The sequence below is a fragment of the Aureispira anguillae genome, assembly GCF_026000115.1.
Classification (GTDB): domain Bacteria; phylum Bacteroidota; class Bacteroidia; order Chitinophagales; family Saprospiraceae; genus Aureispira; species Aureispira anguillae.
Genome location: NZ_AP026867.1, coordinates 2,511,408 through 2,528,550, shown reverse-complemented (window position 1 = coordinate 2,528,550; position 17,143 = coordinate 2,511,408). Strand labels below are relative to the sequence as shown.

The following is a 17,143-nucleotide window of genomic DNA, read 5'->3' as shown; positions in this document are numbered from 1 at the left end:
ATATTACAATACTTTGTGGATTTTTATGTTTTTTTATAAAAATCTATAAAGTATTAATATTAGAAATCTGTTGCTAAATAAGCAAGCAAAGATAGGCAATATTACAAGATTAAGAATGGTTTATAAATGCATTAAAGAGGCATTTAAATTGAAGCTTCTAAGATACGACTTTTTGCGAAAGATACTTAGCCAATTTCGCTTATTTTGAAATAATTTGTTTCTATTAGTTCTTATGCAATAAATTGCCAAAATTTTAAATAAAATTGCTTTTGTGGGGGAAAGGATTGGTTCGCTAGGTTTCGGAGGGCTGTGTTTAGTGATAAAAAATAAAAAATAGCAGACGACTAAGACTATAGGTAGCGATTTTTTTCTATTATTGTAAGCGGACATTAATGGTATAATCAGTAAGATAGAATGAATGGATTTAAGTTTTGGATAGGTAAGATTGTTGGTATCGCAGCTGGTGCTGGGCTTGGTGGTTATGTTGGAGGGATGATTGGCTTAGTGATTGGTGCAATATTGGATAAACTGCATAAGGATGGAGGGGAACTTTGGCTCAATAAAAGCGCTCCTGCTAAAGTAGAAGATACAGACCCAAACGACTTTGTTGTCGGGTCTATTTTATTGGCGGGTGCTGTGGTGAAAGCCGATGGAGAAGTGGACGATTTGGAGTTGAGTTATGTGCGTTCGTTCTTGGTAGAACAATTTGGCACTCGGCAAATGGATGATTATTGGCACATCTTGATGGAGTCGATTAATAACGATTTTGACCTTAAAAAAACAACGCAACAAATCCGAAGAACCACTAGCTATGAGACTCGTTTGCAACTGATTCATTTTTTATTTGGTATTGCGAATGCCGATTACTCCATTGATGAACCAGAAATAGCAGCTATAAAGGTTATTAGCATTCATTTGGGAGTGGAAGCAGGAGAGTTTGATTCGATCAAAGCAATGTTTTATCATGCGATGGATGCTTATTATAAGATCCTTGAAATATCTCCTTCTGCACGAGATGAGGAGGTGAGAGAAGCTTATCATTATATGCTCAAAAAATACCACCCTGATAAATTAGAACACTTAGGGGAAGGAGTAAAAAGGGCCGCAACCGCAAAGTTTATCAAAGTTAAGGAGGCTTATGAGGGAATTCGAAAAGAAAGAGGGTTTAAATAGGTATAGCTGTAGTGCTAATCTTATAGATAAGGTCTAATATTCATTTTTAAAAAGCCAGTAGTTAAACATTAAGGGGTAGGGTTTTGTTATTGAAAATGATATCGAATAAAAAATAAATTAGGCTTTATCATTCATTAGAAAAAGTCTATTGGTTTTAAACAAAAAAAAATGAAAAAATCAAGACGAAATTTTCTAGGCAAGTTTGGTTTGGGACTAGCCTCTGTATTAGGTGGTACTTATCAAAGTCTTGCCAAGAATGACCCTAGTGATAACTTAACGGATAAAACAAAAAAAATGAAAAATCAACAACCTCAAGAAACAAACCCCATCCTTAGCATAAAGCCCTTGGGTTTCCAATGGGAAACTGCTGACCCCTTTTTATTTTGTGTGCATCACGATGATAAGTTCCCTAAGGGCAACGAACAAATGGAACCAGATCCTTCTTTGTTGGAAGGGAGGAATATAGGGCAAGATTTTATGTTAAAAGACGGTTGGAGAATGTATCATGGTGAAACTATTCCTGGTTTTCCTGGGCATCCACATCGTGGCTTTGAAACCATTACAGTGGTTCGAAAGGGGATGGTAGACCATGCTGATTCTTTGGGTGGTGCTGGGCGTTATGGTGATGGCGATGTACAGTGGATGACAGCGGGAAAAGGCGTTCAACATTCAGAAATGTTTCCATTGATTCATCAAGATAAAGATAACCACATGGAGTTGTTTCAGATTTGGATCAATTTGCCCAAGAAAGATAAAATGGTCAATGCGCATTATAAAATGCTTTGGGGAGAAGATATTCCAAATTATAACTATAAGGATGCACAAGGAAAATTAACGGAAGTAGAGGTTATTGCTGGTGTTTTGGACAACCAAAAAGCTCCTGCACCTCCACCAAATTCATGGGCAGCAGAAGAAAGCCATGAAGTGGCCGTATGGAATATTAGAATAGAAGGGAATGGGACATGGACGCTCCCTAAGGGATCGGCTGCCGTGAATCGAACACTCTATTTCTACGAAGGGGATCATCTAGAATTGGGGGGGACAACAATTGCTTCTTATCATGCTGTAGTTGTGAAAGCAGATCAAGAATTATCAATAAAAGTTGGTGATTCAGGAGCAAAGATATTATTATTGCAGGGTAAACCAATAAATGAACCTGTTGTACAACATGGCCCCTTTGTGATGAATACTCGTCAAGAAATACAACAAGCTTTTGCCGATTATCAACAAACTCGTTTTGGAGGCTGGCCTTGGGCAAGATACGATCAAGTTCATGCTAGAAATTTGGGGCGCTTTGCCAAACACGCCGATGGAACAGAAGAAATCAAATAGAACGAGTGGAGGATCAAAAAGAAGAAAAATAAAAAGGGAAGATTCTATTGGTAGAAGAAGTTGTTTTGGCATTGCATTTGAATAAGTAACTAGCAAAGCAGAATTGATGATGTGTTAAATTTACAATCATTCGTTTTGCTCACATACTTGGGAAATAGAAGGACAAAATAAATTATAATAAATAAGTTAAGTAAGCTTACAAACTACAGCAATAGAAGTTATGAAATGGATTAAGAATGTATTATCTATTAGTTTTTTATTTTTGATGGTGGTGACGGTAAATGCGCAAACTAAACAGGCGTTTAAAGAGAAGTCGGATCCAGAAGCTACCAAAATTCTTAAAAACTTAAAGAAGATTTATGGTAAATATGAAGGGATTGAAATTGAGTACAATCTTGAATTAGAATACGGAGATGACAAGGAGGTACAAAGCGGAAAAATCCTTCAAGCTGGCGATAAGTATAGAATCAATAATAATGGTAATATTATTATTAATGATGGAGAGACGGTTTGGATGTATATCAAGAAACAAAATGAGGTGCAAATTAATGACTATATTGCAGATGAAGGAACGCCATTTACACCAGCCAAAATTTTTAATATTGATGAAAACGACGAGGAATTTGTCTATGTAATAACAGGAGAAGATAACAAGGGGTATAAAATTGAATTTAAGCCTCGTGATCGAGATTCTGAAATTATGAAAATTCGTATTCGTGTGGATAAAGCACAATCTAAAATTAACTCTGTTAAGGTATTTTCGGATGACGGAAGCAGAATGACTTTTTTGGTTAAAAGTATTAAAAATACCAAACCAGTAAGCAAGACCTTCCAATTTAACAAAGACAAACATCCTGGCGTAAAGGTCATTGACTTAAGAGATTAATAAATCACAGCGTTCTAATTTATAAAAAGGGCACTTCCATTAGTTGGAAGTGCTTTTTTTTGTTTTGATAAAGATGTAGTTAGGGGCTTTCAGTAGTAAAACAAATGTATTGCTCCAAGTGTTTTTGATGCTTGCAATAAAAAGTTTTGAAATAAGTTTCTTTTGAATGTTTTTAGGAGTGTTTTTTTGGTGGGCATATGACTGATTGGGAACAAAGTACGCCGCAGAAAGCTGCTATTTTTCTGTAAGAAAAATAAGGTTTTTGGTTCCCTTCATTTTAATAGATTCTCAATCTATTAAAATAAAGCTCATATCTGAGCGAAGCGAGTTTCTGAAAGCCTAAGCTATCAAGAAGATACTTTGTCCAAGAAGTCATCCAGTCCTAGCGTTTTTGGTTCTTTTTGGGCAATGCAAAAAGAACAACAGGTATTGATTACCCTGCTTTTTGCTATTTTGCCCCCCAAATGAGGTCTAGATTAAAACTTCCAATATTCACTTCATTAAAAAAGAAACAATTGAATTTATTGCTATAGGTTAACAAACAGTGTTTTATAGTTTAATGAAATTACTAAAATATATTTTTGTTTTACTACTGAATCACCCTAGTTAGGAATAGAGAAAAGTTGCATAATTATTTTTAATCACTTAGATGATTGAGTATATTTAAGCACTTCATACATTCGTAAAGTAGGGGATTACTCCTTCTTTCAAATTTTTTCTGTGCAAAAGGTCAATAATAATATTGCTACTATGAAAGTTACTACAATAGACGGGGTAATAGGAACATTGGATGAAATTATCGAAAATGCTAAAAAAACAAGAAGCCCTAAAGGCTATTTTGCGGCTTTGTATCAAAAAGTTACGAAGCGTGTAAAAGAAGGCATAGAAGAGGGAGCGTTTGAGAATGCCAAGCGAATGGAGAAATTAGATGTTCTTTTTGCGAATCGATATTTAGAAGCACAAGAGCAGTATTTTAAAGGACAGGAAGTGACAGAGAGTTGGAAAGTTGCTTTTGATGCTACTCGAACCTATTGGCCCATTGTGCTACAACACCTGCTTTTGGGGATTAATGCGCATATTAATCTAGATTTAGGAATAGCCGCCGTGGAAACAATGATAAGCGAACAAGAACCAATTACTGCGTTAAAAAAAGATTTTGACAAGATTAATAAAATTTTAGAAGAATTGGTTGGGGAGGTAGAGCAGGAGCTTTCAGCAATTTGGCCAACGCTAAAATGTATATTGACGTATTCTGGTAAAATAGATGATTTTTTGATCAACTTTAGCATGGAAAAAGCAAGAGAAGGGGCTTGGAAGTTTGCGACCGAATTAGCTGCTGCCCAAGCAGAAGAAAGGGCATCCATGATTATGGAAAGGGATGCTAAAATCGCAAATGTTGCAACTTATATAAACCCACCAGGACTAATTCCCAAGCTGATTTTTGGAATGATAAGAATCGGAGAACGGGGAGATGTGGTACAAAGGATTAAAATTTTAACTTAGTTTATATCCGAATCCTCAAGGGTTAATTTACATTCGCAGTGGTTGTTGGTAAGCATCATCTCCCAATTTTTGTCCGTTGTAATGGGGAATCTTAGGTTCAGAGAATCATGCCCATTTATTTGGGTGTGGATGGTGTCTATACAGGGAACACAAGACGTAAAACGAGAAGCTAATATTCCTGAATGACGCTCAGCATCTACCGTAAAACTCGTTTGACTAAGTACTAAAACACTATCGTGGCTGCTTGTCACTAAATCAAAGCCATTACAACTACCCCGATCTATTTTTAGCCAAATATCATAACTGGAATTATTTTCTATGATTCGCTCATAACTGTGTTTAGTACAACTAACAATTAATAGATATAAAAAGGGGCTGAGGTGTAAAAGTTTCATACCGTCAATTTTATTTTAATTAGAATGAGATTGATATAATCTCATACCGATTGAATTTAGGAATACCCTACTTTAAACTAGCGCATTTTAGAAAATTTCTTTAACAAGGAAAATAGCAGCACCAACAAAGAGGCAGGTAAAAAATACAACTTCAAACCCTGTTATGGTCGCAATTAAACCGCCTGGAATCCCTAAGAGAATGGCACCAAAAAACATTTGACCGATTAGTTCCCAATTGGCATTTTTGGCTTCTTTTATTTCATTCTCATTTTCTGAGAAAAAAGATGTCCCCGTTTCAATCGTGTTTTGATAATTATTGACAAACGTTTCCCATACTTTTGTTTCTTTTTGGGTAACAATTTGGTGAATGGTGTTGATCTCAAAATGTGCTACGATATTTTGGTCGTTAAATTCAATTTCGATCTGACTTTTCCATTTTAACGGATTGATAGCGATCATATTTCTCAAAGTACTTCCTGCCTTGAATTGGAGGTTGTTGGGAGCTTCTTCCGATAGCTTAAAGCCATGATTTTGAAAGTATGCTTTAGTTTTTGTTTTTAGGGATGGGAGCGGTTCTTCGGACTTAAAATCTAAGGTATAGTTCATAGAATAAATAAATGAAATAGATGATAGAATTTTTTGTTGAACACTCCGTTTCTTTCTTTAACAGAGCCTTATTTATTGATAGCTTACACGGAAGCTTTAGGATAATACGTTCCCTCTAATGCGTCAATAATAATTTGATGATCTTCTAGATCTTTTAATCCAGATACGGTGATTGTTGCAATCATCCCTGCATCTTTCACAACGATTGGTATTGCTCCCCCTTTGGCTATATATTCAGTAGTGTTAAGCCCAAATGTGCCATCCAAGCTCATATTGCCATTTATTAAATCATTTTTTACACTCAAAGAGCTTTCTTCAAAATGTCGGGCTACATTTGCCTTTCGTCGAAGCCAATTGTGTTTGTCTGCGGGAAGACCATCATCAATGTATAAAAATATAGTTTGATTTAATCGGCTAATTTCAAGGGCTATGGATTGATTTCTACTTTTTGCCAATTCTACAATTGACAATCCCATTTCGAGGGCTAAACGATTATTGAACTTTTCTAATACGATTTGCTTCATCATTGTTGGTTTATTATTTTTGCTTGGTTTGCTTCTTTCATTACTCCGTTGAAAACCCACACCCAATTATGCTGGCTCACGAGGGATAACGAACCGACCTCAGGGAGCTCATAAGCGCTAGCGCACTAGCTAATTAACGGAGTATTAGTCTTTATAACTGTAAAAAACATAGATATGTAAATATTGGAATTATTGTAGAGAAAGCGTAACTTTTAGGAAAGGATTTTGATTTATAAATGGGGTATCTTAAGGGCTCTTGTGGGTTTAAAATCAATTCCTTTGCTTTAGGAAATGACTAAAAAGTAAACAACTTTTAATAAAAAATACAAAAAAGATGCATAAATCAAGCGAAATATATAGAAGTCGAATCAATAGAGTTATTGATTATGTCAATGATAACTTAGATAAATCCATTTCGCTAGAGGAGTTGGCTGCCGTGGCATTTTTTTCCCCCTTTCATTTTCATCGAATTTTTGTAGCTGTAACGGGAGAGTCGGTCAACTATTTTACCAATCGTATCCGTTTGGAAAAAACGGCTCGACTGCTACGATTTTCTACCTACTCAATTTCAGAAATAGGAATGAGTTGTGGCTTTTCTTCCCCCTCAACCTTTTCTAGAGCTTTTAAACAGTATTTTGGAATCTCTCCAAGTTTCTATAGAAAAGGTGGGAAAATTGAAAATAGCAAGATTCGCAAAGAGTTGTTTCCGTTAAAGGATTATCTTGTACCCATGAGTGAAACAGCGTTAAAAACTAATTTTCCTGTAGCAATTAGACAATTCTCTGAAAGGAGGGTGGCTTATATAAGAGTTTTAGACTCTTATCGAGAAGGCGTTGTCATAAATGCTTTTAAGAAGCTGGTTGCTTGGGCAAAAAAGATGAATTTATTCCATTCAGAGAAAATTTTTGGAATGTCTATCGATGATCCTATGATTACTCCCAAGGAAAAATACCGCTACGAAGTATGCATCACCCTCCCAACAAATTTTAAAATGGATGCTAGGGATTGTTTGGAGATTATGATTTTGCCAAAGTGTAAATATGCTGTTGCTTCTGTATCGGGAGATTTTAATAGAGTGGCAACAGCGACGCATTATTTATACAATAATTGGCTGATTAATAGCTCTTTTGAGCCAGATCATCAGCCAGGCCTAGAGATTTTCTTGGACAAAGAGAATATTTGCAATTGGGATTATTTAGAGTTGGAGCTTTGTATTCCCATAAAAAACATTAAAACATATTAATATGAAACAACAGCGTACCTTTTTGTTGGCGGGAGTAGCCCTATTTTTGAGCTGTTCATTTCCCGACAAGCATTCAACCAATTCAACCGTTCAAGAAGCAACCCGTTTAAATCATTCAATAAATAACGAAACTATGAAATTAGGAGCCTTTTCAGTTAGCCTCAATGTAAAAGATCTCAAAACCTCAAAACTTTTTTATGAAAACCTTGGCTTTGAAGTCTTAGCGGGTGATCTTAAGATGAATTATCTTATTATGAAAAATGAAAATTCCTTAATTGGCTTATTTCAGGGAATGTTTGAAAGCAATATTTTAACTTTTAACCCTGGGTGGGATGAAAATGGAAAGGAAGCGAATCCTTTTGATGATGTAAGAGAAATTCAGAAACGTCTGAAAGAGAAAGGAATTGAGTTAGACAGTGAGATTGATGTTGTGGAAAATGAATCGGGACCAGCAAGTGTAATTCTTAAGGACCCAGATGGGAATATTATCTTTATCGATCAGCATCGTTAAGGGGGGAATTAGTGGGGTTTGAGAAACCCCACTAAGCTTAAAAAAGGAGTGTTACGAATTGTTGGCATGTTTATTTAGTTTTTTTTTTAAAATCTGAACTATTTGTATTAACATCGTTGTTGAATAGATTGTTATCTCAAAAATTCAAATTATATGGTTCTTTGACAAATGGTGTGGAATCGTAAACTACCTTGCCTGCTTATTACTACTTTTGTTATAAGTTATAGGTCGTAAGTTGTATGCTTAGTTCCTGTAAATACAGGACATACGACCTATAACTTTCTACTAAAAAGTAGTTAAAAGCTTACCCTTTTTTAGTGTTTACCACATGATTTGTCAAAGAACGTTAATTATTAATACAAGTATAAAACTATGCTCATGAAATGTTCTTTGACTGTTATGCTCATTATGTTGGGAATTAACCTTGGTGTATCTCAGTGGATAAAACCTCTACTAAGGATACCTGGTACTTCTCTATTGCCAATTGTTTCTGGAGATATGATCATCAAGCCTAATGGCAATTATGTTGTAGCTGGTTATCCTAGCTTTGTTTTTAGTAGTGGAAATAGTTTAACAGGAGGGGAAATAGTAATGATGGAATATACCCCATCAGGAAACTTAGTTTTTTATAAGACTATAGATGTATCAGGTTCTTTTGGTACTCATATAACACTTGAACAGACTAGTGATGGAGGGTATATATTGGCTGCTGGAGAGGATTTATACCTCAGTCCAGAAGTTGACCTCGTTGTTAAAACAAATTCTGTTGGAGATACAACTTGGACACGCTCAATGCCGCATTCTGGTTACTCAAAAATAAGAGATATTCATGAAGTATCTGGAGGATATTTGGTCTCTAATATTACGTATTTGATTAACTATGATAGCACTGGCACTCCTTTGTGGACTAAAAATTACCCTTATAATATTATAGATGCTCAGGAAGATATGAATGGGGGCTATATGGTTTTAAAAACTGATTCTCTTTATCGTATTAGTGCACTAGATGGGAGTATTACGCATCAATTTGGATTTCCTGCAGCCCTTGACCTTGATTTGGCAGCATCTGTTCTTCAAGATAATGCGGGCAATTATATAATCGTTGGAGGAAAAAAATACAGTCCTCCGAATACCAATTATGGTTGGAAAATTCTAAAACTCAGTCCTACAGGAAGCCCTCTTTGGTCTAAAACAATACCTGTAGTAGCGACAGCACCTAGTGTAGCTCATCGTGCTACGCTTTGCTCAGATGGAGGTTATTTAGTCATGGGACAAGATCTTAATGAGCCTAAGAAAAAATCAACGATCATAAAATATAGTAGCACGGGCACTATGCTATGGAAAAAAAACATCAATATAAAATCAGGAAATGGATCGTTTTATAACGACAAAGCGCTAGGGATTGCTTACGAATTACAAGATGGAAACTATATCATTGCTAGTAATAATTATTTAGTAAAATTAGATTCCAATAGAAACCATATCTTATCCGCTACCCCTGATGATGCTATTGCTTGTGGTACTTCAGCAGCAGCTGTACCCGTAACAACAGGAAACAATTATTATGTAGATGCAACAGGTAGTTCTGTCTATTTTTACTCGCAATTTTCTACTTCCGATACATTTAAAGTGTATCAAAATGGAAATTTGGTTGCTACCCAAAATTCTTCGCCCGTTACGATCGGAGGTTTAGGCGCTTATCAAATTGTGGTAAGTAATCGGTTTGGAGCTGACACCTCAGCGTTTTTTAATATAAGTGCTCATACCGTTGATACGGCTGTTAGTCAATCGGGTAATACTCTTATGGCAAATGCTAATTTAGCGAGTTTCCAATGGATGAACTGTCAAACTAACCAAATTGTTCAAGGAGCTACAAGTTCATCTTTTACACCAGTTTCGAATGGAACTTATGCGGTAATTGTTACAGACAGTATATGTACAGATACCAGTTCTTGTTTTAATCTGACAGTATCCAATATCGCCCAATATAATACCAAAGAAAATGCTGTATCTATTTTACCTAACCCAACGGACAATCTATTTAAAATTAACGTTGTTGCTCCTTTTATTGCACCAGATAAAATAATTCTTTACAATAGTTTAGGGCAATCAATCTTAGAAAAGCCATTCTCAACTCAAATTCAAGTTTCTCATCTTCCTTCAGGAATCTACCAATTGGTTTTATATCAAAATAAAAAAATGATTGCTCAAAAACGAGTGGTTGTTGCCCATTGATTAATAAACAATTCTAGCATTTTGCCTGTAGACAGGTACCTATTTAAAATCAGGGAACAAAAAATACATTATGGAAGCGATCAGATTGGATGAAGATATTTTTTGTATTAAAAATTTCATGTCCAAAGCAGACTGTCAAAAATGGATTGAATTTAGCGAAAAGCAAGGCTATGAATTAGCAAAGGTTAATATGGGCTTTGGAAAACAAGTCGTTAATAAAGCAATTCGAAATAATGAACGATTTATTTATGATAATGAAGAATTAGCATCTGAACTGTGGGACAAAATCAGACCATTTGTCATCTTGGAAACGGAATATGGAATTGCCTGTGGATTAAATGAACGGTTTCGATTTTATAAATATAAACCTGGGCAACAATTTAGAAGCCATATAGATGGAAGCTATATCCGCTCCATAAAAGAATGGAGTTCTTATACCTTACTAATTTACCTAAATGAAGAAATGGAAGGCGGTGCTACTGAGTTTCCCCAATTTTATGTTGAGCCTAAAACGGGGACGGCACTTATTTTTAAACATGAAGTAAGACATGCTGGAAAACCGATTCATAAGGGAATAAAGTATGTTCTTCGAACAGATATTATGTACAAAAGGAAGCAGTAATGTATGCTCATAAATACAGAACAACGATAGAGGCATAAAGATAATAGGGGAATTTTTTCTGATAAAAAAAATAAATTAATATGGAATTAATCTATAATGAAGGCATCTAAACGTCTATTTTTTTTATGATTTATAGATTTTAATGTTCTTTCATTTCTGGACAAAATGGGCTATCTTTATTAGCACCCAATTAATCAGAACACTTAAAAGATGAGTTGTTCATTATCGTTTTATAGGGGTGAAAATATATATTTCCATGAGCAGAACTACTTTCTTGAATCTCCTTTTTAGTTTATTAATTATCTTATCTAGTCAAGGTCTTATTTATGGACAACAAGTTCCAATTATAGGGTATAATACAGATACAGAAGGTCGAGTTCAGTTAACGGTGGCTTCCTCAATCGGGAAATACTATGTGTTAAAAGTTCGACACGATCTCAGTGGTGGATTCGATTTAACGGCTTCCATCACAATGGGACAAGCAGGAACCACACAAATTACAGAATCGCTGGCTGCTTATCCTCAGGCTTATTATCAAGTGTTGGAATATGCGGTTGGTGCAGCTCATGATACAGATAGGGATGGGGTGGATGACATCACAGAATATCAAAATTTTCCTACTCAAAATCCGATCAACCCCGCCAATCCGATCAGCATTAATGATGGAGCAATTGCAATTGATAGTTTTACGCTGTTTAATCAATTGTCGATTTCAAGAGATTTGGTGCAGTGGTCTGAATTTTTAAATGGCAAGCGATTTGCCAAATTTATAATTGTGGATTTTAATACAGCACCCAAGGTTTATTTTATAAATGGAAATACGCACAATCTCCACGCAGATTTTGCCAATGCGATCGGTATTAGTACGATTGGGAATGATGTAAAAAAGGGGCAAATTATTTATCATCCAACGACCATATCGAACAATGGAACACTCGGAACATTTGCTTTTAATTATAGTAATGGTCATGGGGATGATTTTGAGGTTGTCCAAAAAACACATGAATTATTGGCTGCAAATATGCCATTCTTAACGAATAACTTATCCTATTTTGTAACGACAAATAGTCAAATTCAATACGAGCAGGATTCGGGACAATATACCAACTCTAGGGTGCCCGTACTTTTTGAAGCAGAGGTGTATGCCCAAGTTGATTATTGGGGGCTAAATGAGGCAGAAGGATTTGGTCTTTTTCGGGAGATGGCAGCAGGAGACATACCAGGGATAAAAGACATTGTATTGTATTCGTCATTGCCCAATACGCTCCCTCGTGTTGGTGGTATTATAACCTCTGTCATTCAAACGCCATTGTCACATGTGAATCTAAGAGCAATACAAGATGGAGTTCCCAATGCGTTTATCAGAGACCCTCTATTAATTGACTCTGTTGCCAACTTACTTGGGCATTATATTTATTTTAAAGTAGAACAAGACCAATTTTTCATTCGAGAAGCAAGCCTAGAAGAAGTAAACAACTGGTTTGAAAAAGCTAGACCCGATCAAAATCAAACTTCTCCCTTAAATTTGGATTATACCTCTATTTTGCCATTGGATGAAATAACGTTTTCGATGTTTGATGGGTTTGGCGCAAAATGTGCTAATGTCGCAACAATGAGAACCTTTGGTTTTCCAGCGGAAACAATTCCAGATGGTTTTGGCGTTCCCTTTTATTTTTACCAAGAATTTATGAAGCACAATCACTTTTTTGAAGTGGCGAGGGAGATGCTTAAGAATCCAGATTTTAGGACAGACCGAAATTTGAGGGATGCGATGTTAGCTGCTTTTAGAAAGAAAATAGAAAAAGGAGAAATGCCCTACTGGATGTTGGATCAATTGGCTGAAATGCAGGCTTCTTTTCCTGAAAATACTTCCATACGATGTCGATCGAGTACAAACAATGAGGATTTGCCAGGATTTAATGGGGCAGGGTTATATGCCTCCAATACACAGCATCCCAACGAGGGGCATATTGCTAAATCCATCCAGCAGATCTATGCTAGTTTGTGGAATTTAAGAGCTTTTGATGAACGGGAATTTTATCGAGTCAATCATCTTACCGCCTCAATGGGAGTCTTATGCCATTCCAATTATTCGGATGAAAAAGCCAATGGTGTAGGGGTTAGCACCGACCCAATGTACCAGACCAATGATGCATTTTATTATTTAAATTCTCAGGTTGGAGAAGATCTAATCACCAATCCTAATAATACGGCTGTTCCTGAAGAATTATTGCTAGACATTGTAGCAACCAGTGCAACAGATTATATTGTTTTGCAGCATTCGAGTCTAGTACCCAATAAAGGGCTTATTCTGGAAAGAAAGCATTTGGATCAAATCAGGGCTTATCTTACGGTTATTCATAACAAGTTTGAAGTGCTTTATAATGCGGTTGGCAATCCTACTTTTGCCATGGAAATTGAATATAAAATAACGGCTGATAATCAACTTGTCATTAAGCAAGCTCGTCCATGGGTCGCTTATCTTGCGGATGAAGATTCGAGAATCATTGATTTAGAAACACTCGATTTTAAAATTTTCCCTAATCCTATTGACAATCGGATCAACATAGAATGGGTGGATTGCAATCCTACAAAGGTGCTTGTTTTGGATTTGCTAGGAAGGAAAATCTTAGAAAAAAATCTCAATATTTCAACCAACTCAACCCTACAAATTCCTATAGAAGATTTACCCCGAGGTGTTTACGTCCTAACGGCATTCGCCGCGCATCACAATACATATACCTCAAAGAAATTTATAAAGAAGTAGTAGCCTAAAAAATAATAAAATCAAGGCAGCAAATTTGTTTTTCTATGCGTTTTTGAAATATAATTAAACTAACCATGATAAAAACTTATGAAAACACTACTACTACTTGGCATTGCCTTTTGCCTAATAAATGGTCATGTATTGGGGCAACCTATTTTTACCAATATTAATACAGATACAGCTCATAATATAGGAGGCAACCTTATTTTTAAATGCCATGACGGAAATTATTTAACGGTAGGAGACCGTCGAATCTATTCCCCTTATCTTATTTTTTTTCATGGCACAGCTACACACCTCTATGTCAATAAAACGACTCCAGCAGGGCAGCTTTTGTGGTCTCAACAACATTATATTAATGATGGGGGGCATCATATGAATGTCTATGAAGATACACTAACAGGAGAATATACCATTGTAGGACGAGGATTTAATGGCAGCCTTCAGACCCCTAGTTCTGATCCAATGCTTTTGCGAATTGATAGTTTAGGGAATATGGTAAGCAATCCAGCAGATGCCGCAATTCTACAGCAGGATCATTTGCACAACACCGTCAATGCTATTAAATCTGGACCCAATCGATATACTTATTTGACGAGAGATAGAGTTTCTAATGGTGGGTGGATTTGGCCCCCTAATTATACGCCATATACAGGGCTTATAACATTAGATTCTAACAAAAATATTGTGCAACAAAATCAATTTGATTTTGGCATTTATCCAAATTGTACACAAGGAGGACTTATACAGACCGCTGATAATGGTTTTCTTTTTGGAGAGATCCGCTCCCTAGGTCAAAAAGGAGATATATTTATTACAAAATCCAATAGCGCTCTGGTAGAAGAGTGGGAGGTTAAATTGATTGATTCGGCTACAAGTACTCCTCGTGAAATCTATCAAACCAGCGATAGCAATTACATATTATTATGTAAATATAATCCATACACTCAGCCCCTTTCGCTTTCTACCCAATTGCATAAGTTTACCCCAGCAGGAACCCTTTTGTGGTCCCAAGAATACCCTACGATAGATGCACATCAACTATTAGAGCGAGCAGATGGTAGTTTTTACCTCGCCTCTAATTTTCATGATACCTTAACCGATAACGTTGATATTGGTGTATGTATTTTGGATGCAACGGGAAATATCATCAATCAAACTATTTATAACTATCCAAATAGAGATCGAGTTGGAGGAATTCTTCAGAATGATTGTGAAGGTTTTGTAATGAATGGTGAAATAGATTACATGGATTTGGATACGCTTATTGGACCAGGAAAATGTATTATTATTTCTGATACAATTAGTATGTTAAGTAATCCCTGTGCATCGGTTAATGTATCAAATATCGAAACGTTATCTGCTCAAATATCCCCCAATCCATTTTTTGATTATATCACGGTTGATTTTGAAGAATTGAATCATGTAGAATATATTTTTAGCTTATTTAATGTAAATGGGCAATTGATTCAACGTCAAAAAATATACAATATTAGCAATCAAATCAGATTACAAAAAACACTGCCCAATGGCATTTATTTTTACAAGGTTGAAAGTTTAGATGGGTTAGAAAGTACTGGGAAATTAATAAAACAGGAATTTTAGGTTGCTCGATTACTGTATTCAGAAAAGTAATAATTTTTAATGTAGTGTAATGCTTGTTATATGTTGTTTTTCTCATTAAGTTAGTGTATATTACTAATTCTACATAAACTTTATAAGCGAATAGAAGTGGCAAACAATCAAGCGAATAACACAAAAGCATTTTTACTAATTTTAGTTCCTATTTCTTTATTTTTTCTTTTCCTTTCACTTGATTTATCTTGGGAAAACATCAAAACGTATACTTTTTTAGGCATTCCCTTAGGAGTTATTCTGGTGAGTTTCGTAGGAAGCCTTTTTAAGTTAATCTATACTCTTTATCAAGAGGATGAAATAAATTCTTTTTTTAAATTAATAGTAGTACGTTCTTTAATGGGAATTATATTGGGAGCAATTTTATTCCTTTTTCTTAATTCATTTGTTGACGCTAAAGAATCAGTTATAACTTATCTTGTTGTTTTTGTTGCGGGAATTTATAGTGATCTTGCCATTACAAAGTTTTTAGAAAGTACTACAAATCAAATTTTAAGAGAAAAAACGCCATCTATAAAAGGAGAATCAACTATCCTTGATGATTCTTCTTTTATAGATGATAATAGCGAAGTTAAAGAATAAATTTGGTATCATTTTTTATCTTGATATAGAAGGGGCTAGATATCAAGGTGTTAGCCTTGGAGCATTCTGATTTCTTTCTTAGCATTTATAAGCAAAAGGTACTTGATCATTTCTACTATTTCTATTCCACCTGAGATTAAATTCTATTTAAACATTAATTGGTTTTAGTGAAGTCAAATAACAATTCTCCTTTTTCTGCTTCAGATTCTATGTCATGAGCTTCTACACAACCCTTAGGGTTTTTAAGAGATGGTTGTAATAATTCAAAGAGTTGAAATCCTTTTTCGGTATCCTCAACAACAAAATATTTCCTTTCAGAAGGTAAATAATATGCTCTTTTAGAATATTCTAGTGAATATCCTCTTCCAAATTTTTCTTCAAGAGCTATGTATATCACATGCGAGCCTGGGAACAGTGCTTCGTAGCGGAAAGGATAGTTTTTTCCTTTTATAAAATTTTGAATAGTCTGATTTTCGATTGTTACATTCGGATAGCTTTGGTTGTTTTTTTTATCTAAAACAGTATATTTTCCGCTAAAATAGAGCGACTCGATAGGAAATTCGAGATGATAATGGCCATCATGCCTGTTATCTTCAGAATCAGCACTAACTTTTATATAAAGCGTGTCTTTATTCATTTCGTCAATATATCTAACCCCCCAATAGAAATTAGTGGAAAGTAAAAGTGAATTATTTTCTTCTTTAACGTTAAAAAAATAATCCCTTTCTTTTTCTTGATTTGACGGTTCAAAACGATAGTTTTTTTCTGTCATGGAAACTATTCCCGACTCAAAACCATAAGCGTTTCCGATTTCAAGATGCCCCTGATGTTCACTTACATACGTTTTTAAATGATTTTCGATAAATAGGGGCGTTAATTTCCCTTTTTGAAGGGAATCATAGTAGCTTTTTCCGATCCAAAGCCCTTGTGGAAAGGTTTGAGGATCTACAGACTTGTATTCTTTTTTTTCAATAAAATCATCTTTTTGAAGCGGATTTTGAGGAGCAGAGGGTTTGGGGTTTTCGCACGAAAAAAGAAGCAAAATAATGAAAAGAAAGCGGTATAGGCTATTCATGGTATGCTTTATTTAGGATGTTTTAAACGATAGGGAGTAGATAAAATTTGCACC

At 35.3% G+C, this 17,143-nt stretch carries 15 protein-coding genes; 11 read left to right on the top strand and 4 right to left on the bottom strand.

From position 1 onward, the window contains the following. The first annotated feature begins 414 nt into the window (after nt 1-414). From AsAng_RS09715 to AsAng_RS09700, 4 genes are all read left to right on the top strand, one after another. The gene (locus AsAng_RS09715) at nt 415-1,173 is read left to right on the top strand and encodes a TerB family tellurite resistance protein (RefSeq protein ID WP_264792582.1); all 759 of its coding nucleotides are present in this window, start codon (nt 415-417) and stop codon (nt 1,171-1,173) included. A gap of 168 nt (nt 1,174-1,341) precedes the next feature. Then, on the top strand, nt 1,342-2,505 hold the full coding sequence (locus AsAng_RS09710; RefSeq protein WP_264792581.1) for a pirin family protein: 1,164 nt from the start codon (nt 1,342-1,344) through the stop codon (nt 2,503-2,505). Nucleotides 2,506-2,725: 220 nt separating this feature from the next. Continuing rightward, nucleotides 2,726-3,391, top strand: a complete 666-nt coding sequence (locus AsAng_RS09705; RefSeq protein WP_264792580.1) for a LolA family protein — start codon at nt 2,726-2,728, stop codon at nt 3,389-3,391. Nucleotides 3,392-4,141: 750 nt separating this feature from the next. Further along, nucleotides 4,142-4,894 (top strand): DUF5995 family protein, encoded by a 753-nt coding sequence (locus AsAng_RS09700; protein ID WP_264792579.1) that lies wholly within the window; start codon nt 4,142-4,144, stop codon nt 4,892-4,894. On the opposite strand, the gene AsAng_RS09695 is transcribed toward AsAng_RS09700, so the two are convergent. The 3 genes from AsAng_RS09695 to AsAng_RS09685 form a co-directional block, all read right to left on the bottom strand. After that, complete coding sequence (locus tag AsAng_RS09695; protein WP_264792578.1) at nt 4,891-5,289, bottom strand: hypothetical protein; 399 nt, start codon at nt 5,287-5,289, stop codon at nt 4,891-4,893. The genes AsAng_RS09700 and AsAng_RS09695 overlap by 4 nt on opposite strands. A gap of 87 nt (nt 5,290-5,376) precedes the next feature. Next, nucleotides 5,377-5,895: a hypothetical protein gene (locus AsAng_RS09690; RefSeq protein WP_264792577.1), complete on the bottom strand. Its 519-nt coding sequence runs from the start codon at nt 5,893-5,895 to the stop codon at nt 5,377-5,379. Nucleotides 5,896-5,978: 83 nt separating this feature from the next. Next, the gene (locus tag AsAng_RS09685; protein ID WP_264792576.1) at nt 5,979-6,422 is read right to left on the bottom strand and encodes a heme-degrading domain-containing protein; all 444 of its coding nucleotides are present in this window, start codon (nt 6,420-6,422) and stop codon (nt 5,979-5,981) included. Nucleotides 6,423-6,753: 331 nt separating this feature from the next. Between AsAng_RS09685 and AsAng_RS09680 the strand changes: the two genes are divergently transcribed. From AsAng_RS09680 to AsAng_RS09650, 7 genes are all read left to right on the top strand, one after another. Continuing rightward, the gene (locus tag AsAng_RS09680) at nt 6,754-7,662 is read left to right on the top strand and encodes an AraC family transcriptional regulator (RefSeq protein ID WP_264792575.1); all 909 of its coding nucleotides are present in this window, start codon (nt 6,754-6,756) and stop codon (nt 7,660-7,662) included. A gap of 133 nt (nt 7,663-7,795) precedes the next feature. Beyond that, a complete protein-coding gene (locus AsAng_RS09675; RefSeq protein ID WP_407655330.1) occupies nt 7,796-8,173 on the top strand; it encodes a VOC family protein in 378 nt (125 codons plus the stop codon). Nucleotides 8,174-8,551: 378 nt separating this feature from the next. Beyond that, nucleotides 8,552-10,408: a T9SS type A sorting domain-containing protein gene (locus tag AsAng_RS09670; protein WP_264792573.1), complete on the top strand. Its 1,857-nt coding sequence runs from the start codon at nt 8,552-8,554 to the stop codon at nt 10,406-10,408. A gap of 70 nt (nt 10,409-10,478) precedes the next feature. Then, nucleotides 10,479-11,030, top strand: a complete 552-nt coding sequence (locus AsAng_RS09665) for a prolyl hydroxylase family protein (protein ID WP_264792572.1) — start codon at nt 10,479-10,481, stop codon at nt 11,028-11,030. Nucleotides 11,031-11,286: 256 nt separating this feature from the next. Beyond that, complete coding sequence (locus AsAng_RS09660) at nt 11,287-13,797, top strand: PEP/pyruvate-binding domain-containing protein (RefSeq protein WP_264792571.1); 2,511 nt, start codon at nt 11,287-11,289, stop codon at nt 13,795-13,797. 87 nt (nt 13,798-13,884) lie between these two features. After that, on the top strand, nt 13,885-15,402 hold the full coding sequence (locus tag AsAng_RS09655) for a T9SS type A sorting domain-containing protein (RefSeq protein WP_264792570.1): 1,518 nt from the start codon (nt 13,885-13,887) through the stop codon (nt 15,400-15,402). A 126-nt stretch (nt 15,403-15,528) separates the two neighbouring features. Next, nucleotides 15,529-16,014: a hypothetical protein gene (locus tag AsAng_RS09650; protein WP_264792569.1), complete on the top strand. Its 486-nt coding sequence runs from the start codon at nt 15,529-15,531 to the stop codon at nt 16,012-16,014. A 154-nt stretch (nt 16,015-16,168) separates the two neighbouring features. Here the strand turns inward: AsAng_RS09650 and AsAng_RS09645 are convergent, their stop codons facing one another. Further along, a complete protein-coding gene (locus AsAng_RS09645) occupies nt 16,169-17,089 on the bottom strand; it encodes a hypothetical protein (protein ID WP_264792568.1) in 921 nt (306 codons plus the stop codon). Nucleotides 17,090-17,143 lie beyond the last annotated feature (54 nt).